The organism is Streptococcus sp. 27098_8_70 (assembly GCF_041432215.1).
GTDB classification, from domain to species: Bacteria; Bacillota; Bacilli; order Lactobacillales; family Streptococcaceae; genus Streptococcus; species Streptococcus oralis_CP.
Genome location: NZ_JAPVZD010000001.1, coordinates 363,234 through 381,134, shown reverse-complemented (window position 1 = coordinate 381,134; position 17,901 = coordinate 363,234). Strand labels below are relative to the sequence as shown.

The window sequence follows — 17,901 nt, the reverse complement described above, 5'->3', positions numbered from 1 at the left end:
TTTAAGTTTTCTTTAAGGTTTCTATTATATTCTAAAGAACTCTATATTAACCGAACGTTGATAGGAGAATATAGAGGATAACCTAATTTTATTTCTTAATTTGTTATGGTCTTTCCGGATTTAGCAACACATTGTTCACTTTTTATCTTAAATAGTGTGTTGATTAGACTAAATGACACTCTGTCTTTTCTTCATGATGGAGGCAGATTGTGATATAATAGATAGTAATGAGTTTTTTAGAATAAACTAAAGGAGAATATAAATGATCTATGCAGGAATCCTAGCCGGAGGAACTGGCACACGCATGGGAATCAGTAATTTACCAAAACAATTCTTGGAGCTAGGTGATCGTCCTATTTTGATTCACACAATTGAAAAATTCGTTTTAGAACCAAGTATTGAAAAAATTGTGGTTGGAGTTCATGGAGATTGGGTCTCTCATGCTGAGGACTTAGTTGAAAAGTATCTTTCTCTCCACAAGGATCGCATCATCATCACCAAGGGGGGTGCTGATCGCAATACCAGTATCGAGAAGATTATAGAAGCCATTGATGCCTATCGTCCAATCACTCCAGAAGATATTGTGATTACCCACGACTCTGTTCGCCCCTTTATCACACTTCGCATGATTCAGGACAATATCAAACTCGCCCAAAATCATGATGCGGTTGATACAGTAGTAGAAGCGGTTGACACCATTGTTGAAAGTACCAATGGTCAGTTTATCACGGATGTTCCAAATCGTGCTCACCTCTATCAAGGTCAAACACCTCAAACCTTCCGATGCAAGGATTTCATGGACTTGTATGGATCCCTATCTGATAAAGAAAAGGAAATCCTAACGGATGCATGTAAGATTTTTGTTATCAAAGGGAAGGATGTTGCTCTAGCTAAAGGGGAATATTCAAACCTTAAAATCACGACTGTGACAGACTTGAAAATCGCGAAAAGCATGATTGAGAAAGACTAAGGCTATGATTAATCAAATTTATCAACTGACCAAACCAAAGTTTATCAATGTAAAATACCAAGAAGAGGACATTGATCAGGAGAATCATATCCTGATTCGTCCAAATTATATGGCGGTTTGTCATGCGGATCAACGTTACTATCAAGGGAAGCGTGATCCAAAGATATTGGCTAAAAAGCTTCCTATGGCCATGATTCATGAGTCTTGTGGAACTGTTATTTCAGATCCGACTGGGACTTATGAAGTCGGTCAAAAGGTAGTTATGATTCCCAATCAACCGCCTATGCAGAGTGACAAGGAGTTCTACGAGAACTACATGACCGGGACCTACTTCCTATCTAGTGGTTATGATGGCTTTATGCGAGAATTTGTCTCTCTTCCAAAAGATCGTGTTGTGTCTTATAATGACATTGAGGACACAGTTGCAGCCATTACTGAGTTTGTGAGTGTTGGTATGCATGCCATGGATCGTTTCTTGCATCTCGCTCACAGTAAGCGAGAGCGCATTGCTGTTATCGGAGATGGTAGTTTGGCCTTTGTTGTTGCAAATATTATCAATTATACCTTGCCAGAAGCAGAGATTATCGTCTTTGGTCGCCATTGGGAAAAACTAGAGCTCTTCTCTTTTGCAAAAGAGTGCTACATTACGGATAATATACCAGAGGATTTGACCTTTGATCATGGATTTGAGTGTTGCGGTGGTGATGGTACAGGTCCAGCTATCAATGACTTGATTCGTTATATTCGCCCACAGGGAACGATTCTCATGATGGGAGTGAGCGAATACAAAGTCAATATCAATACACGAGATGCTTTGGAAAAAGGATTGTTATTAGTGGGATCGTCTCGTTCAGGACGTGTTGATTTTGAGATGGCCATTCAAATGATGGAAGTCAAAAAGTTTGCGAATCGTCTGAAGAATATCCTTTATGTTGAAGAGCCTGTGAGAGAAATCAAGGACATTCACCGTGTCTTTGCTACAGACCTTAATACTGCTTTTAAAACAGTATTCAAGTGGGAAGTGTAGAAGAGGGAGGTTATTTGTGGAGAAACTTATCAAAGAAAAAATTTCTTCTTTGCTATCTGATGAAGAGGAAGTCCTCAGTGTCGAACAGCTGGGAGGCATGACCAACCAAAACTATTTGGTTAAAACAACCAACAAACAGTATATTGTGAAATTTTTTGGTAAAGGAACTGAAAAACTCATCAATCGTCAAAATGAAAAGTACAATCTTGAACTTTTAGAGGATTTAGATTTAGATGTCAAAAATTACCTCTTTGATATTGAGTCAGGGATTAAAGTAAATGAATACATCGAATCAGCAGTAACTCTTGATTCAACATCTATCAAATCCAAGTTTGAAAAGATTGCACCAATTTTACAAACCATCCATGCTTCAGGGAAAGAATTAAGAGGAGAATTTGCTCCTTTTGAGGAAATCAGCAAATATGAATCCTTGATTGAGGGACCTATCCCTTATGAAAACTATGAAGCTGTAAGAAAAGATGTATTTTCACTAGAAAAGAGATTGGCTGATTTGGGTGTTGATAGAAAGTCCTGTCACATCGATTTGGTACCAGAAAACTTTATCGAGTCACCACAAGGTCGTTTGTATTTGATTGACTGGGAATACTCTTCTATGAATGACCCGATGTGGGATTTGGCAGCTCTTTTCTTAGAGTCTGAATTTACAAAGCAAGAGGAAGATGATTTCCTTTCCTACTATGAAAGTGACAAAACGCCTGTATCACGTGAGAAAATTCGTATCTATAAAATCTTGCAAGATACTATCTGGAGTTTGTGGACAGTGTACAAAGAAGCTCAAGGGGCTGATTTTGGAGATTATGGTATCAACCGTTACCAAAGAGCTGTCGAAGGTTTGACTTATTATGGAGGTTAGGATGAAGAATAAAAATGGTGTTTCCTTTGGTCTGCTCTCTGGTATCTTCTGGGGATTAGGTCTAACAATTAGTGCTTATATCTTTTCAATTTTTACAAATCTTTCACCTTTTGTGGTGGCTGCTGCTCATGATTTCTTGAGTATCTTTATCTTGTTAGCTTTTCTTTTGGTAAAAGAAAGAAAAGTTCGTCTTTCGATTTTCTTAAATATTCGAAATGTGAGTGTAATTATCGGTGCTTTACTAGCAGGACCTATTGGTATGCAGGCCAATCTTTATGCGGTTAAATATATCGGTAGTTCTCTAGCTTCATCTGTATCGGCTATTTACCCAGCAGTTTCAGTTTTACTAGCCTTCTTCATTTTGAAACACAAGGTTTCAAAGAATATAGTATTCGGTGTTTTCTTGATTATTGCAGCGATCATTGCTCAAACCTACAAGGTTGAACAAGTTAACTCGTTTTACATTGGGATTCTTTGTGCCCTTATCTGTGCCATTGCCTGGGGGAGTGAAAGTGTTCTCAGCTCCTATGCTATGGAAAGTGATTTAAGTGAAATTGAAGCCTTGTTAATTCGACAAGTAACCTCATTCTTGTCCTATCTTGTGATTGTGCTCTTTTCTCACCATTCATTTGCAGAAGTGGCAGATGGGCAATTATTCGGCCTCTTGATTGTCTTTGCGGCCTTTGATATGATTTCCTACTTAGCTTATTATATCGCCATTAATCGTTTGCAACCTGCGAAAGCGACAGGTTTGAATGTGAGCTATGTAGTTTGGACTGTCTTATTTGCAGTTATTTTCTTGGGTGCACCGCTAGATATGCTGACAATCATCACTTCACTTATTGTTATGGCTGGTGTTTATATTATTATTAAAGAATAAAGGAGATTCGTGTGAAAGCGATTATTTTAGCAGCGGGCTTAGGAACTCGTCTACGCCCTATGACTGAAAATACCCCAAAAGCTTTGGTTAAGGTTAATCAAAAACCCTTGGTAGAATACCAAATCGAGTTTTTGAAAGAGAGAGGAATTGATGAGATTATCATTGTTGTCGGCTATCTCAAAGAACAATTTGACTACTTAAAAGAAAAATATGGTGTTCGTTTAGTCTTTAACGACAAGTATGCTGATTACAATAACTTTTACTCACTTTATCTAGTAAAAGAAGATTTGGCTAACAGCTACGTCATCGATGCAGATAACTATCTTTTTAAAAATATGTTTCGAAACGATCTTAAACGTTCTACCTATTTTAGCGTTTATCGTGAAGACTGTACGAACGAGTGGTTCTTGGTTTACGGTGATGACTACAAGGTTCAAGACATTATTGTTGACAGCAAAGCTGGTCGCATTCTGAGTGGAGTTTCATTCTGGGATGCACCAACTGCTGAGAAGATTGTTGGCTTTATTGACAAAGCTTATGAAAGTGGTGAATTTGTTGATCTCTACTGGGACAACATGGTTAAGGATAATATCAAAGAATTAGATGTCTATGTCGAAGAATTAGAAGGAAATAGCATCTATGAAATTGATAGTGTAAAAGATTACCATAAATTAGAAGAGATTTTATCTACTATTGAGTAAGGAAATAGAAGAAGGCTTGGACCTTCTTTTTTTGTGTATTTTATAACAAGAATGTTTGATATTGATTGTATTTTTTAAATGAAACAAAAATTACAAAAAAATGAACAAAATAAAACAAAAATTATTGACAACGATTTCATATAGTGTTATACTTATAGCATAAAAGATAATTGAAAGAAGGGAAAATGTTATGGGATTAGATCATTTCTTTGACAAAAACCTGGTGTTTTGCTTAGAAGCGGATAATCAAGATCAACTCTTTGATCAGGTAGCAAGCTTGTTGGAAGAACGAGAAATTGTCACTCCAACTTATCGTGAAGCCTTGATCACGCGTGAAAAGTCATTTCCAACTGGTTTAGATATGGAATTTCTAGGTAAGGACTTGCCAAATGTAGCGATTCCTCATACAGATATTGTTCATAATCTAGCTGAGAAAGTGGTGGTTGTTCGATTAGAAAAACCAGTAACTTTTCACAATATGATAGCTCCTGATAAGGAAGTAGAAGTATCCCTACTCTTCTTTATCATTAACAACTCAAGTTCAAGTCAAACAAATATTCTGGCTCAGTTGATGGACTTTTTCACAGGAAATGGACATCTGGAAGATTTATCAAAAATTTCCGAACCAGAAAAACTTTATGCTTACATTGCTGAAGCAACCGCTTAATCTTGTCTATTAAAATATAAAATCGGAGGAAATCCAAATGATTAAAATTCTTGCTGCCTGCGGTGCAGGTGTTAACTCAAGTCACCAAATTAAAAGTGCTCTAGAAGAAGAACTTTCAAACCGTGGTTATGACGTTCACTGTGATGCCGTCATGGTGAAAGATGTAAACGAAGACCTTATCAAGGGCTATGATATCTTTACACCAATCGCTGCAACTGACCTTGGTTTTGAACCTGGTATTCCAGTAATTGAAGCTGGACCAATCTTGTTCCGTATTCCAGCAATGAGTGCTCCAGTATTTGACAATATTGAAGCAGCTATCAAAGAACACGGACTAAGCTAATTTATTCTTTATCTTGTTAACATTCATATAACTAAAAAAAACGGGAGGAACTATTATGGATGTCATTATCGAACTAGCCAATAAGATTTTCAAGCCAGTCTTGGAAATGGGTGGTCCTATCATCATGCTGATCATCTTGACAGTATTGGCCTTACTATTTGGAGTGAAATTCTCCAAAGCGCTTGAAGGTGGTATTAAACTTGCCATCGCCCTTACTGGTATCGGTGCCATCATCGGTATGCTCAACGGAGCTTTCTCAGCATCACTTGCGAAATTCGTTGAAAACACAGGTATTCAGTTAAACATCACTGACGTTGGTTGGGCACCACTTGCTACGATTACTTGGGGATCTGCCTGGACACTTTACTTCTTGCTTGTGATGTTGATTGTCAACGTTGTGATGCTTGCAATGAAGAAAACGGACACACTTGACGTTGATATCTTTGATATCTGGCACTTGTCAATCACTGGTCTTTTGATCAAATGGTATGCAGACAACAATGGTGTTAGCCAAGGAGTTTCACTTTTCATCGCAACTGCAGCAGTTGTCCTTGTAGGTGTTTTGAAAATCATTAACTCTGACTTGATGAAACCAACATTCGACGACCTTCTTAATGCACCAAGTTCATCACCAATGACTTCAACTCACATGAACTACATGATGAACCCAGTTATCATGGTTTTGGATAAGATTTTTGAAAAATTCTTCCCAGGTCTTGATAAATATGACTTTGACGCTGCAAAATTGAACAAGAAAATCGGTTTCTGGGGCTCTAAATTCTTCATCGGTTTCATTCTTGGTATCGTTATTGGTTTGATGGGGACTCCACACCCAGTTGCAGGTGTAGAAGGAGCTGATAAATGGGAACTTGTTATTAAAGGTTGGTTGAGCCTTGGTTTGACTGCCGGTGTAGCTTTGGAACTCTTCTCACTTATCGGATCTTGGTTCATCGCAGCCGTAGAACCACTTTCACAAGGTATTACAAACGTTGCTACTAAACGTCTTCAAGGACGTAAATTCAACATCGGTCTTGACTGGCCTTTCATCGCTGGTCGTGCTGAAATCTGGGCTTGTGCAAACGTACTTGCTCCAATCATGCTAGTAGAAGCTGTGCTTCTTTCTAATGTCGGTAATGGTATCTTGCCACTTGCAGGTATCATCGCTATGGGTGTAACTCCAGCTCTCTTGGTTGTTACACGTGGTAAATTGCTCCGTATGATTATCTTCGGAACACTCTTGTTGCCTCTCTTCCTTCTTTCTGGTACTCTTATCGCACCATTCGCAACAGAACTTGCTAAAGGTGTAGGTGCCTTCCCAGAAGGTGTGAACCAATCTCAATTGATTACTCACTCAACTCTTGAAGGACCAATTGAAAAACTATTTGGTTGGGCAATCGGTAATGCTACAACAGGTGATATCAAAGCAATCCTTGGTGCAGCAGTCTTCCTTGTATTCTATGTAGGTATCTTTGCTTGGTATAGAAAACAAATGATCAAACGTAACGAAGAATACGCAGCAAATGCTAAATAATTCGCTCCTATAAAATGTAAATTGTGAAAACTAGGTTGTTAATTTCCTACATTGGGAGTGGCAACCTAGTTTTTTATATAAAAATCTAAAAATAGTTGGAGAATACAATGGTAATTGAAGTAAAATCAGACCAGTTAACGGTCCAGTTTAAAACCTTAGGTGGCGCCTTGTCGTCGATCAAGGATCGAGAAGGCATTGAGTATTTGTGGCAAGGAGATGCCACTTACTGGAGTGGACAAGCGCCAGTTCTTTTTCCAATCTGTGGCTCTTTAAGAGAAGATACAGCCTTCTACAGTCACGAAGATGGAACGGAGACGAAAGGAAACATTCCTCGTCACGGTTTGGTCCGTAAAAAAGAATTTGACTTAGTTGATCAAACAGAAAACAGCGTAACCTTTGCTATCGAAGATGATGAGAATACTTATCAAAACTATCCTTATCACTTCCGCCTTGAAATCACTTATCTAGTGACCAGCAAGATTGTTCGTACTCAATACAAAATCTATAATAAAGAAACGAATAAAGTAATGCCATTCTTTATAGGAGGACATCCAGGATTTAATTGTCCTCTACTAGATGGCGAAACTTATGAAGATTACTATTTAGAGTTTGAGAAAGAAGAGACTTGCTCTGTTCCACGACCTTTCCCAGAAACAGGAATGTTAGACTTCCAAGATAGAAGTCCATGGTTGGATGGGCAAAAAGAATTAGACCTTAGCTATGATTTGTTTAGCACAGATGCAGTGACTTTGGATGAGTTACAATCCAGAACAATTGCCCTTCGTTCTCGTAAGCATGAGAAGGGATTAAAAGTACACTTCCAGGAGTTCTCAAATCTCATCATTTGGTCAACTTTGAATAAGGGACCTTTCATCGCTTTTGAACCCTGGTCAGGCTTATCAACTTCACTTGAAGAAGGAGATCATTTAGAAGATAAGAAGAATGTTCGTCTCTTGGAAGCTGGTCAAGTAGATCAGATTGACTTTGATATTGAAATATTTTAGATAAAAAACCACAAAAACAAACATTTACTGTTGACTTTTTATAAAAATAGGAGTATATTATGTTTGTAAGCAACAAATGATGTTTGTAACAAACAAATAATCACTTGTTATATTCTCTATTGTAGAGAAAGTTTCTTTCTAGGAACTTGATTTCCTGGACTTGGATAAGGTGATATTCATCTCATTCAATCAAATTTGTCAATAAACTGCTAGAAAATCTTTTGTAGGTAAACTGCTAACTATAAAAGTCTTTACTAGCCTAGAAAAATAAAAAGGAGTATACAATATGTCTATTGTTATCGGTGCAGATGCTGCAGGTTTGAGATTGAAAGAAGTTGTGAAAGACTTCTTGGAAAAAGAAAACTTCCACGTTGTGGATGTTACAGCTGAAGGTCAAGATTTTGTTGATGTGACTCTTGCTGTTGCTGCAGAAGTAAACAAAGAAGAACAAAATCTTGGTATCGTGATTGATGCTTATGGTGCTGGTCCATTTATGGTTGCAACAAAGATCAAAGGAATGGTTGCCGCAGAAGTATCTGACGAACGTTCAGCTTATATGACTCGTGGCCACAACAACTCACGTATGATCACTATGGGTGCACAACTTGTTGGTGATGAATTGGCTAAAAATATTGCTAAAGGTTTTGTTAACGGTAAATACGACGGTGGACGTCACCAAATTAGGGTCGATATGTTGAACAAAATGTGCTAATACTCTTCAAAAATCAAGATAATCTGTTGTCAGCTCACTTTAGCTAACCTCAGTTATGCTTGCAGCTCGCTTCCTAAGCTAATCTTGATTTTTATTGAGTAAGGATAAATGATATTAGATTTATATAATTAATCGGAGGGAATAACTAATGAGAATTGCAATTGGATGTGACCACATCGTAACAGATGAAAAAATGGCGGTTTCAGAATTTTTGAAATCAAAAGGATATGAAGTCATCGACTTTGGTACCTATGACCACACACGTACTCACTACCCAATCTTTGGTAAAAAAGTTGGTGAAGCCGTTACAAGCGGTCAAGCTGATCTTGGAGTATGTATCTGTGGTACAGGTGTTGGTATCAACAACGCTGTCAACAAGGTTCCAGGAGTTCGTTCTGCCTTGGTTCGTGATATGACAACAGCTCTTTATGCAAAAGAACAATTGAACGCCAACGTTATTGGTTTTGGTGGTAAAATCACTGGTGAATTGCTCATGTGCGATATCATTGAAGCTTTCATCAATGCTGAATACAAACCATCAGAAGAAAATAAAAAATTGATTGCGAAAATCGAGCACGTTGAAACTCACAATGCTCATCAAGCAGATGCAAACTTCTTTACAGAATTCCTTGAAAAATGGGATCGCGGTGAATACCACGACTAAGAGGTGACGTATGATTTTAACAGTCACAATGAATCCATCCATTGATATTTCTTATCCTTTGGATGAATTAAAAATTGACACTGTCAACCGCGTGGTGGACGTGACCAAGACAGCTGGTGGTAAAGGTCTCAATGTTACACGAGTTCTTTCAGAATTTGGTGATTCTGTTGCTGCTACTGGTTTGGTCGGTGGTAAACTTGGTGAGTTTTTAGTAGAGCATATTGACGATAAAGTAACGAAACGTTTCTTCTCCATTCAAGGAGAGACTCGTAACTGTATCGCTATTCTACACGGTGAAAACCAAACAGAAATCCTTGAAAAAGGTCCCGAAGTTCTTGAACAAGAAGGGCAAGATTTCTTGGCTCATTTCGAAAATCTTCTTGACACTGTGGAAGTAGTGGCAATCTCTGGTAGTCTGCCAGCAGGTCTTCCAGTTGACTACTATGCAAGCTTAGTAGAACTTGCTAATCGCGCAGGAAAACCAGTTGTTCTGGATTGCTCAGGTGCTGCTCTTCAGGCTGTCCTTGAATCAACACACAAACCAACAGTAATCAAACCAAATAATGAAGAATTGTCTCAGCTTCTTGGGAAAGAAGTTTCTGAGGATTTGGATGAATTAAAAGAAGTTCTTCAAGAGCCTCTATTTGCAGGGATTGAGTGGATAATCGTTTCACTTGGTGCAAATGGTGCTTTTGCAAAACATGGGGACACTTTCTACAAGGTAGATATTCCAAGAATTCAAGTAGTCAATCCTGTCGGATCTGGAGATTCTACTGTTGCAGGTATTTCATCAGGACTTCTTCATAAGGAATCTGATCAAGAACTCCTCATCAAGGCCAATGTCCTTGGTATGCTCAATGCTCAAGAAAAGATGACAGGTCATGTCAATATGGCCAACTATCAAGCTTTATATGATCAATTAATAGTAAAAGAGGTATAAAATGGCTTTAACAGAACAAAAACGTGCACGCTTAGAAAAACTTTCAGATGAAAATGGCATTATCTCAGCTCTTGCCTTTGACCAACGTGGTGCTCTAAAACGCCTCATGGCTCAATACCAAACAGAAGAGCCAACAGTGGCTCAAATGGAAGAACTCAAAGTCTTGGTAGCAGATGAATTGACAAAATACGCATCCTCTATGCTTCTAGACCCAGAGTATGGACTTCCAGCTACAAAAGCGCTTGCTCCAAATGCTGGTCTTCTCCTTGCTTATGAGAAAACGGGTTATGACACAACTAGCACTAAACGCTTGCCTGACTGCTTGGATGTTTGGTCTGCAAAACGTATCAAGGAACAAGGTGCAGACGCTGTTAAGTTCTTGCTTTACTATGATGTAGACAGTTCTGACGAACTCAACCAAGAAAAACAAGCCTACATCGAACGCATTGGTTCTGAGTGTGTGGCGGAAGATATTCCATTCTTCCTTGAAATCCTTGTTTACGATGAAAAAATCGCTGACGCAGGTTCTGCAGAATATGCCAAAGTGAAACCACACAAGGTTATCGGTGCTATGAAGGTCTTCTCAGACCCACGCTTCAACATCGATGTTTTGAAAGTTGAAGTTCCAGTCAACGTCAAATATGTTGAAGGCTTTGGCGATGGTGAAATCGTTCATACACGCGAAGAAGCAGCAGCCTTCTTTAAAGCGCAAGACGAAGCAACAAACTTGCCGTACATCTACTTGAGTGCAGGTGTGTCAGCTAAACTCTTCCAAGAAACTCTTGTCTTTGCCCACGAATCAGGTGCAAACTTTAACGGAGTTCTTTGTGGCCGTGCAACATGGGCTGGATCAGTTGAAGCTTACATCAAAGATGGTGAAGTAGCAGCTCGTGAGTGGTTGCGTACAACTGGATTTGAGAACATTGACGAACTCAACAAGGTTCTTCAAACAACAGCGACTTCATGGAAAGAACGTGTATAAGTTTCCCCCCTAATCTTAGGAACATGGATCTAAATAAAAAATTTAAAAAAAGTTGAATGTAAAGGTTTACAAAAAAACTTACTTGTGCTATACTTAAATCACAAGTTAATACAAGGTGAGTGTTACTAAGTTATATTAGGCATGATCACAGGTGGATTAGAAATCAAAAGAATTTCTAGTTCATTTGTGGTCATTTTTTGTACTCGTATACCTTTATGATGCAAAAGGAGGTTATCATGTATCGAATTCTAAACCCAATGAATCACAATGTCTCGCTTGTCAGAAACGACAAAGGAGAAGAAGTGATTGTGATTGGTAAGGGGATTGCATTTGGAAAAAAGAAGGGGGATTTTATTGCTGAGGATCAGGTTGAAAAAATCTTTCGGATGAAGACAGAAGAGTCCAGAGAAAACTTTATGGCTCTTCTCAAAGATGTTCCGCTTGATTTTATCACAGTGACCTACGAGATCATTGATAATCTTTCTAAGAAATATCACTATCCGATTCAAGAATATCTCTATGTGACCTTGACAGATCATATTTACTGTTCTTATCAAGCTCTAACTCAAGGAAGGTACAAGGATAGTAATCTACCAGATATTTCTACTAAGTATCCTGTAGCTTTTCAAATTGCTAATGATGCTTTTAAAATCTATCGTCAAAAGTTGATAGAAAATTTCCCTGAAGACGAAATTATTCGGATTGCTTATCATTTCATCAATGCCGAAGGTGAGAATGAAGTGGAGGTTGTTGAGTCGATAGATAAGAGGAAAGAAATTCTCAGGAATGTTGAAGAAGTTCTAAAAGGTTACGCTATTCAACGAACCAAAGAGAATAATCATTTCTATGATCGCTTTATGATTCATCTCAACTATTTTTTAGATTATTTAGACCGATCCAGAGAGGATAATCAATCTCTTCTGGATATGGAAGAACACATCAAACTATCCTATCCAAAAGCCTTTGAAATTGGTTCCAAGATTTATGATGTGATTACACAACATACGGGTCTTGATTTATATAAGAGTGAACGAGTTTATCTGGTTCTTCATATCCAACGTTTGCTGTCATAAGATTTTACAAAACTATATAAGGAGGACTCTATCATGAATAGAGAAGAAGTAACATTGTTAGGTTTTGAGATTGTTGCCTATGCTGGCGATGCTCGATCAAAACTATTGGAAGCTTTAAAGGCTGCTGAAGCTGGTGATTTCGCGAAAGCGGATAGCTTAGTTGAAGAAGCTGGTTCTTGCATTGCTGAAGCACATCACGCGCAAACAAGTCTATTGACCAAGGAAGCAGCTGGTGAGGATTTGGCTTATAGTGTGACCATGATGCATGGCCAAGACCACTTGATGACAACTATCTTGCTCAAAGACTTGATGCACCATTTAATCGAACTCTACAAGAGAGGAGTTAAGTAATGAACAAACTAATTTCATTTATCGAGAAAGGAAAACCTTTCTTTGAAAAACTGTCTCGTAATATCTATCTTCGTGCTATTCGTGATGGTTTCATTGCAGGGATGCCTGTTATTCTCTTCTCAAGTATCTTTATCTTGATTGCTTTTGTACCAAACTCATGGGGCTTTAAATGGTCTGATGATGTTGTTAATCTCCTCATGAAACCTTATAGCTATTCAATGGGGATTCTAGCTCTCTTGGTAGCTGGTACAACAGCTAAGTCATTGACCGACTCAGTAAACCGTAGCATGGAAAAAACCAATCAAATCAACTATATGTCAACACTTTTGGCAGCAATTGTTGGTTTGTTGATGTTGGCAGCTGATCCTATCGAAAATGGTCTAGCTACTGGATTCTTGGGGACAAAAGGTTTGCTTTCAGCCTTCCTTGCTGCCTTTGTTACTGTAGCCATCTATAAGGTTTGTGTTAAGAACAACGTAACTATTCGTATGCCTGACGAAGTTCCACCAAATATCTCACAAGTTTTTAAAGATGTGATTCCATTCACTCTTTCAGTTGTTTCTCTATATGTTCTTGATTTACTAGCTCGTCATTTTGTTGGAGCCAGTGTAGCAGAATCAATCGGTAAATTCTTTGCACCATTATTCTCAGCCGCGGATGGCTATCTGGGTATTACCATTATCTTTGGGGCCTTTGCCTTCTTCTGGTTTGTGGGTATCCATGGACCATCTATCGTTGAACCAGCAATCGCAGCTATTACCTATGCAAATGCCGAAGTCAACTTGAACCTTCTCCAACAAGGTATGCACGCTGACAAGATTCTTACTTCTGGTACACAAATGTTTATCGTTACCATGGGTGGTACTGGTGCGACACTGGTTGTTCCATTCATGTTCATGTGGTTGACCAAATCAAAACGAAACCGTGCAATCGGACGTGCTTCAGTAGTTCCAACTTTCTTTGGTGTAAATGAACCAATCTTGTTTGGTGCACCACTTGTATTGAATCCAATCTTCTTTATTCCATTTATCTTTGCGCCAATTGCCAACGTTTGGATCTTTAAATTCTTTATTGAAACGCTTGGCATGAACTCATTTACTGCCAACCTTCCTTGGACAACACCAGGTCCGCTCGGTATTGTTCTCGGTACAAACTTCCAATTCTTGTCATTTGTACTTGCTGCTTTGTTAATTCTTGTTGACGTAGCTATTTACTATCCATTCCTCAAGGTTTATGATGAACAAATCCTTGAAGAAGAACGTTCTGGTAAAGCCAATGATGAATTAAAAGAAAAAGTAGCTGCAAACTTCAATACTGCTAAAGCAGATGCGATTCTTGAAAAAGCTGGTGTAGAAGCAGCGCAAAACACAATTACTGAAGAAACCAATGTTCTCGTTCTCTGTGCAGGCGGAGGTACAAGTGGTCTCCTTGCAAATGCTCTAAACAAAGCAGCTGCGGAGTACAAGGTTCCTGTTAAAGCAGCAGCTGGTGGCTATGGTGCTCACCGTGAAATGTTGCCTGAGTTTGATCTGGTTATCCTTGCTCCTCAAGTTGCTTCAAACTTTGAAGACATGAAGGCCGAAACTGACAAACTTGGTATCAAACTTGCCAAGACAGAAGGTGGCCAATACATTAAACTGACTCGCGATGGAAAAGGCGCTCTTGCCTTTGTTCAAGAGCAGTTCGAAGAATAAAAGGTAAAGAGCGAAGAAGTGAGATGGAGGAATTCCTCCCAACTATATCCCCATCTCATTTCTATTTCTTGAAAGGTGAATCAAATGACAAAAACACTTCCAAAAGACTTTATTTTCGGTGGCGCAACAGCTGCCTATCAAGCAGAAGGTGCTACACATACTGATGGTAAAGGACCAGTAGCGTGGGATAAATATCTTGAAGATAACTACTGGTACACTGCTGAACCAGCCAGTGATTTCTATCACAAATACCCAGTAGACCTCAAACTTGCAGAAGAGTATGGTGTCAATGGTATCCGTATCTCAATCGCTTGGTCACGTATCTTTCCAACTGGTTATGGGAAAGTTAATGACAAGGGGGTTGAGTTCTATCATAATCTATTTGCAGAGTGCCACAAACGTCATGTTGAGCCCTTTGTAACTCTTCATCACTTTGATACGCCAGAAGCTCTACATTCAAATGGAGACTTCTTAAACCGTGAAAACATTGAACACTTTGTAGACTACGCGGCTTTCTGTTTTGAAGAATTTCCTGAAGTTAACTTTTGGACAACCTTTAATGAAATTGGGCCGATAGGAGATGGTCAGTATTTGGTTGGGAAATTCCCTCCAGGTATCCAGTACGATCTTGCCAAAGTTTTCCAATCGCACCACAATATGATGGTGTCTCATGCACGCGCGGTAAAATTGTACAAAGAGAAAGGCTATAAAGGGGAAATTGGTGTCGTGCACGCTCTCCCAACCAAGTACCCACTTGATCCTGAAAATCCTGCAGATGTTATTGCGGCAGAGTTGGAGGACATTATCCATAATAAATTTATCTTGGATGCAACTTATCTGGGTCACTACTCTGAAAAGACCCTGGCAGGGGTAGAGGCTATCTTGGCTGCCAATGGTGGTAGCTTAGATCTTCGTGAAGAAGATTTCGAAGTATTAGAAGCTGCAAAAGACTTGAATGATTTCCTTGGAATCAATTACTATATGAGTGACTGGATGGAAGCCTTTGATGGAGAAACTGAAATCATCCACAATGGGAAGGGTGAGAAAGGAAGCTCTAAATACCAAATCAAAGGCGTTGGTCGTCGTGTAGCTCCTGATTATGTACCACGTACGGATTGGGATTGGATTATCTACCCTCAAGGTTTGTATGACCAAATTATGCGCGTGAAGAAAGATTATCCTAACTACAAGAAGATTTACATCACTGAAAATGGCCTCGGCTATAAAGATGAGTTTGTGGATAACACTGTTTACGATGATGGTCGTATTGATTATGTGAAACAACACTTGGAAGTATTATCTGATGCTATTGATGATGGTGCAAACGTCAAAGGATACTTCATCTGGTCATTGATGGATGTCTTCTCTTGGTCAAACGGCTACGAAAAGCGTTACGGCCTCTTCTATGTTGATTTTGAAACCCAGGAGCGTTATCCTAAGAAATCAGCTCACTGGTACAAGAAACTAGCTGAGACCCAACTTATTGAATAAAATTCAACAAAAATTCCCCGCCAAAAGGCAGGGGAATTTTTATGGTTTTGATAAAAGAATGGTTGTTTGTTCCGACAGCTCTTCAAATATCTCCTGACTCAGTTTGGAATCTGAAACGATGGTATCAATCTCTGAGATATTGTAGAACGTGTAAAAATCAAACTTATTAAACTTACTGTGGTCTGCCAGTAGATATTTTTTATTAGCATTATTCAAGGCGATTCGTTGTACCTCGCCCTCTTCTTCACTGAAAGTAGCAATTGCCTTATCCTTGATACCATTACAACTTACAAAAGCTTTAGAAAACTGAAGATTGGTCAAATCCTGTAAGGTAAGTGTTCCTACAAAAGCACCAGTGATAGAGCGATAATTTCCGCCAATCAAGATCAAATCTGTTAGTTTTCGTTCGTTTAGGATTAGAAAAACAGGAAGGCTGTTTGTTACAACACGAATATTGTCGATAGGGAGCTCACGAGCAAAACATTCTAAGGTTGTTCCTGGCCCGATAAAAATAGTTTCACCTTCGTCAATCAAATGACCAGCAAAACGACTGATTTCTTGTTTTTCAGCAATCTGCAAGCCTTGTTTTTCGACGTTTGAGCGTTCGTTGTTTAAGAGAGAACCTGTACGAAGTTTTTCAGCACCACCATGCACACGGACCAGCAAATCCTTGTCTGCTAGTTCTTGTAAATAGCGGCGAGCTGTCATATCTGACACATCAAGACTCTCCATAATCTCTTTTACAGTAATAGTGCCTTTTGTGTTTACTGCTTCTAGAATACTATCTAGTTTTTCTTGCTTTAGCATCCTTATCACCTCGATTTCTACTATTATTATCTTACCATAAAACGCTCAATCAATCAAATAGAAAAAAACAAAATAAAACAAAAACAAAAATCTCACAGTCTGTTTAAACAAACTGTGAGAAGTATGGATTAAAGCTTATTTTTAATCTAAACCGTAGTTGTAGTCCTCGTCTTGCATGGCTTCAACTTCACCAAGGAGGTAACCATTTCCGACTTGAGAGAAGAAGTCGTGGTTAGAAGTTCCTGTTGAAATACCGTTCATAACGATTGGATTGACATCATCAGCTGAATCAGGGAAGAGTGGATCTTGTCCTAGGTTCATAAGAGCCTTATTAGCATTGTAACGAAGGAAGGTTTTAACTTCCTCAGTCCAACCAACACCGTCATAGAGGCTTTCTGTATAGCCCTCTTCGTTCTCGTAGAGAGTGTAGAGCAGATCGTACATCCATTCTTTGAGCTTTCCTTGCTCTTCTTCAGGCAATTCGTTAAAACCAAGTTGGAATTTGTAACCAATATAAGTTCCGTGAACAGACTCATCACGAATGATCAGTTTGATGATTTCTGCAACATTGGCTAGTTTGTTGTTACCAAGATAGTAAAGCGGTGTAAAGAAACCAGAGTAGAAGAGGAAAGTTTCAAGGAAGACACTGGCAACTTTCTTTTCTAGTGGGCTACCATTGAGGTAGATTTCATTGATAATCTCCGCTTTTCTCTGAAGGTAGGGATTAGTGTTGGTCCATTCAAAGATTTCTTCGATTTCGGCCTTGGTATTCAAGGTCGAAAAGATAGAAGAATAGGATTTTGCGTGGACAGATTCCATAAACTGGATGTTGTTGAAAACAGCTTCCTCATGTGGTGTACGGATGTCTGCGCGAAGTGCTTGAACCCCTGTTTCAGATTGCATGGTATCCAAAAGGGTCAAACCACCAAAGACTTTTCCAACCAAGTCTTTTTCTTTGTTTGATAGTTTTCTCCAGTCGTCTAGGTCATTTGACAAGGGAATACGCGTATCGAGCCAGAATTGCTCTGTCAGCTTTTCCCAAGTTGATTTGTCGATGACATCTTCGATGGCATTCCAGTTAATGGCTTTGTAGTAAGTTTCCATTTGAAATCTCTTTCTGTATGTAATAATGCGATTGCCGAATCATCTCTATTTTATCATAGTCTGAGAAGAGTATCGCACAAAAAGTC

General features: G+C 38.9%; 19 protein-coding genes. 17 read left to right on the top strand and 2 right to left on the bottom strand.

Annotated elements, in window-relative coordinates:
* Positions 1 to 262: 262 nt before the first annotated feature.
* The 17 genes from O3655_RS01815 (at position 263) to lacG (ending at position 15,904) form a co-directional block, all read left to right on the top strand.
* Positions 263 to 970 (top strand): 2-C-methyl-D-erythritol 4-phosphate cytidylyltransferase, encoded by a 708-nt coding sequence (locus O3655_RS01815; protein WP_049505755.1) that lies wholly within the window; start codon positions 263 to 265, stop codon positions 968 to 970.
* Between the two features lie 4 nt (positions 971 to 974).
* Complete coding sequence (locus O3655_RS01810) at positions 975 to 1,997, top strand: ribitol-5-phosphate dehydrogenase (protein ID WP_049520802.1); 1,023 nt, start codon at positions 975 to 977, stop codon at positions 1,995 to 1,997.
* A 16-nt stretch (positions 1,998 to 2,013) separates the two neighbouring features.
* The gene (locus tag O3655_RS01805; protein WP_033629833.1) at positions 2,014 to 2,871 is read left to right on the top strand and encodes a phosphotransferase family protein; all 858 of its coding nucleotides are present in this window, start codon (positions 2,014 to 2,016) and stop codon (positions 2,869 to 2,871) included.
* A 1-nt stretch (position 2,872) separates the two neighbouring features.
* Positions 2,873 to 3,751: a DMT family transporter gene (locus O3655_RS01800; protein ID WP_049505757.1), complete on the top strand. Its 879-nt coding sequence runs from the start codon at positions 2,873 to 2,875 to the stop codon at positions 3,749 to 3,751.
* Between the two features lie 11 nt (positions 3,752 to 3,762).
* On the top strand, positions 3,763 to 4,452 hold the full coding sequence (locus O3655_RS01795; RefSeq protein ID WP_000643950.1) for a sugar phosphate nucleotidyltransferase: 690 nt from the start codon (positions 3,763 to 3,765) through the stop codon (positions 4,450 to 4,452).
* Positions 4,453 to 4,642: 190 nt separating this feature from the next.
* Positions 4,643 to 5,119, top strand: a complete 477-nt coding sequence (locus O3655_RS01790) for a PTS sugar transporter subunit IIA (protein ID WP_033629831.1) — start codon at positions 4,643 to 4,645, stop codon at positions 5,117 to 5,119.
* A gap of 37 nt (positions 5,120 to 5,156) precedes the next feature.
* Complete coding sequence (locus O3655_RS01785) at positions 5,157 to 5,462, top strand: PTS sugar transporter subunit IIB (protein ID WP_000590551.1); 306 nt, start codon at positions 5,157 to 5,159, stop codon at positions 5,460 to 5,462.
* A 55-nt stretch (positions 5,463 to 5,517) separates the two neighbouring features.
* Positions 5,518 to 6,993 (top strand): PTS galactitol transporter subunit IIC, encoded by a 1,476-nt coding sequence (locus tag O3655_RS01780; protein ID WP_049520803.1) that lies wholly within the window; start codon positions 5,518 to 5,520, stop codon positions 6,991 to 6,993.
* 107 nt (positions 6,994 to 7,100) lie between these two features.
* Entirely contained in the window at positions 7,101 to 7,997 is an 897-nt protein-coding gene (locus O3655_RS01775) for an aldose 1-epimerase family protein (RefSeq protein WP_080976531.1), read from the top strand.
* A 286-nt stretch (positions 7,998 to 8,283) separates the two neighbouring features.
* On the top strand, positions 8,284 to 8,709 hold the full coding sequence (gene lacA / locus O3655_RS01770) for a galactose-6-phosphate isomerase subunit LacA (protein WP_000029277.1): 426 nt from the start codon (positions 8,284 to 8,286) through the stop codon (positions 8,707 to 8,709).
* A 148-nt stretch (positions 8,710 to 8,857) separates the two neighbouring features.
* The gene (gene lacB, locus O3655_RS01765; RefSeq protein WP_001216921.1) at positions 8,858 to 9,373 is read left to right on the top strand and encodes a galactose-6-phosphate isomerase subunit LacB; all 516 of its coding nucleotides are present in this window, start codon (positions 8,858 to 8,860) and stop codon (positions 9,371 to 9,373) included.
* Positions 9,374 to 9,383: 10 nt separating this feature from the next.
* Positions 9,384 to 10,313: a tagatose-6-phosphate kinase gene (locus tag O3655_RS01760; protein ID WP_049520804.1), complete on the top strand. Its 930-nt coding sequence runs from the start codon at positions 9,384 to 9,386 to the stop codon at positions 10,311 to 10,313.
* 1 nt (position 10,314) lies between these two features.
* The gene (lacD, locus tag O3655_RS01755) at positions 10,315 to 11,295 is read left to right on the top strand and encodes a tagatose-bisphosphate aldolase (protein WP_308697097.1); all 981 of its coding nucleotides are present in this window, start codon (positions 10,315 to 10,317) and stop codon (positions 11,293 to 11,295) included.
* 236 nt (positions 11,296 to 11,531) lie between these two features.
* Complete coding sequence (locus O3655_RS01750; RefSeq protein ID WP_049478729.1) at positions 11,532 to 12,368, top strand: PRD domain-containing protein; 837 nt, start codon at positions 11,532 to 11,534, stop codon at positions 12,366 to 12,368.
* A gap of 33 nt (positions 12,369 to 12,401) precedes the next feature.
* The gene (locus tag O3655_RS01745; RefSeq protein ID WP_001078323.1) at positions 12,402 to 12,719 is read left to right on the top strand and encodes a PTS lactose/cellobiose transporter subunit IIA; all 318 of its coding nucleotides are present in this window, start codon (positions 12,402 to 12,404) and stop codon (positions 12,717 to 12,719) included.
* The gene (locus O3655_RS01740) at positions 12,719 to 14,413 is read left to right on the top strand and encodes a lactose-specific PTS transporter subunit EIIC (RefSeq protein ID WP_049520256.1); all 1,695 of its coding nucleotides are present in this window, start codon (positions 12,719 to 12,721) and stop codon (positions 14,411 to 14,413) included. Before O3655_RS01745 ends, O3655_RS01740 begins: the two co-directional genes overlap by 1 nt.
* 84 nt (positions 14,414 to 14,497) lie before the next feature.
* Positions 14,498 to 15,904: a 6-phospho-beta-galactosidase gene (lacG, locus tag O3655_RS01735; RefSeq protein ID WP_049477712.1), complete on the top strand. Its 1,407-nt coding sequence runs from the start codon at positions 14,498 to 14,500 to the stop codon at positions 15,902 to 15,904.
* A gap of 39 nt (positions 15,905 to 15,943) precedes the next feature.
* On the opposite strand, the gene O3655_RS01730 is transcribed toward lacG, so the two are convergent.
* Together O3655_RS01730 and nrdF are read right to left on the bottom strand one after the other, a co-directional pair.
* Positions 15,944 to 16,711, bottom strand: coding sequence for a DeoR/GlpR family DNA-binding transcription regulator (locus O3655_RS01730; RefSeq protein ID WP_049477713.1), 768 nt, complete (start codon positions 16,709 to 16,711; stop codon positions 15,944 to 15,946).
* Positions 16,712 to 16,852: 141 nt separating this feature from the next.
* Positions 16,853 to 17,815 (bottom strand): class 1b ribonucleoside-diphosphate reductase subunit beta, encoded by a 963-nt coding sequence (gene nrdF, locus O3655_RS01725; RefSeq protein WP_000451373.1) that lies wholly within the window; start codon positions 17,813 to 17,815, stop codon positions 16,853 to 16,855.
* Between the last annotated feature and the right edge of the window lie 86 nt (positions 17,816 to 17,901).

What these genes read in the sequence shown, in the direction of transcription:
- O3655_RS01815 (WP_049505755.1), top strand. Translation starts at nt 263, where the DNA reads ATGATCTATGCAGGAATCCTAGCCGGAGGAACTGGCACACGCATGGGA.
- O3655_RS01810 (WP_049520802.1), top strand. Translation starts at nt 975, where the DNA reads ATGATTAATCAAATTTATCAACTGACCAAACCAAAGTTTATCAATGTA.
- O3655_RS01800 (WP_049505757.1), top strand. Translation starts at nt 2,873, where the DNA reads ATGAAGAATAAAAATGGTGTTTCCTTTGGTCTGCTCTCTGGTATCTTC.
- O3655_RS01790 (WP_033629831.1), top strand. Translation starts at nt 4,643, where the DNA reads ATGGGATTAGATCATTTCTTTGACAAAAACCTGGTGTTTTGCTTAGAA.
- O3655_RS01785 (WP_000590551.1), top strand. Translation starts at nt 5,157, where the DNA reads ATGATTAAAATTCTTGCTGCCTGCGGTGCAGGTGTTAACTCAAGTCAC.
- O3655_RS01780 (WP_049520803.1), top strand. Translation starts at nt 5,518, where the DNA reads ATGGATGTCATTATCGAACTAGCCAATAAGATTTTCAAGCCAGTCTTG.
- O3655_RS01775 (WP_080976531.1), top strand. Translation starts at nt 7,101, where the DNA reads ATGGTAATTGAAGTAAAATCAGACCAGTTAACGGTCCAGTTTAAAACC.
- lacA (WP_000029277.1), top strand. Translation starts at nt 8,284, where the DNA reads ATGTCTATTGTTATCGGTGCAGATGCTGCAGGTTTGAGATTGAAAGAA.
- lacB (WP_001216921.1), top strand. Translation starts at nt 8,858, where the DNA reads ATGAGAATTGCAATTGGATGTGACCACATCGTAACAGATGAAAAAATG.
- O3655_RS01760 (WP_049520804.1), top strand. Translation starts at nt 9,384, where the DNA reads ATGATTTTAACAGTCACAATGAATCCATCCATTGATATTTCTTATCCT.
- lacD (WP_308697097.1), top strand. Translation starts at nt 10,315, where the DNA reads ATGGCTTTAACAGAACAAAAACGTGCACGCTTAGAAAAACTTTCAGAT.
- O3655_RS01750 (WP_049478729.1), top strand. Translation starts at nt 11,532, where the DNA reads ATGTATCGAATTCTAAACCCAATGAATCACAATGTCTCGCTTGTCAGA.
- O3655_RS01745 (WP_001078323.1), top strand. Translation starts at nt 12,402, where the DNA reads ATGAATAGAGAAGAAGTAACATTGTTAGGTTTTGAGATTGTTGCCTAT.
- O3655_RS01740 (WP_049520256.1), top strand. Translation starts at nt 12,719, where the DNA reads ATGAACAAACTAATTTCATTTATCGAGAAAGGAAAACCTTTCTTTGAA.
- lacG (WP_049477712.1), top strand. Translation starts at nt 14,498, where the DNA reads ATGACAAAAACACTTCCAAAAGACTTTATTTTCGGTGGCGCAACAGCT.
- O3655_RS01730 (WP_049477713.1), bottom strand. Translation starts at nt 16,711, where the DNA reads ATGCTAAAGCAAGAAAAACTAGATAGTATTCTAGAAGCAGTAAACACA.
- nrdF (WP_000451373.1), bottom strand. Translation starts at nt 17,815, where the DNA reads ATGGAAACTTACTACAAAGCCATTAACTGGAATGCCATCGAAGATGTC.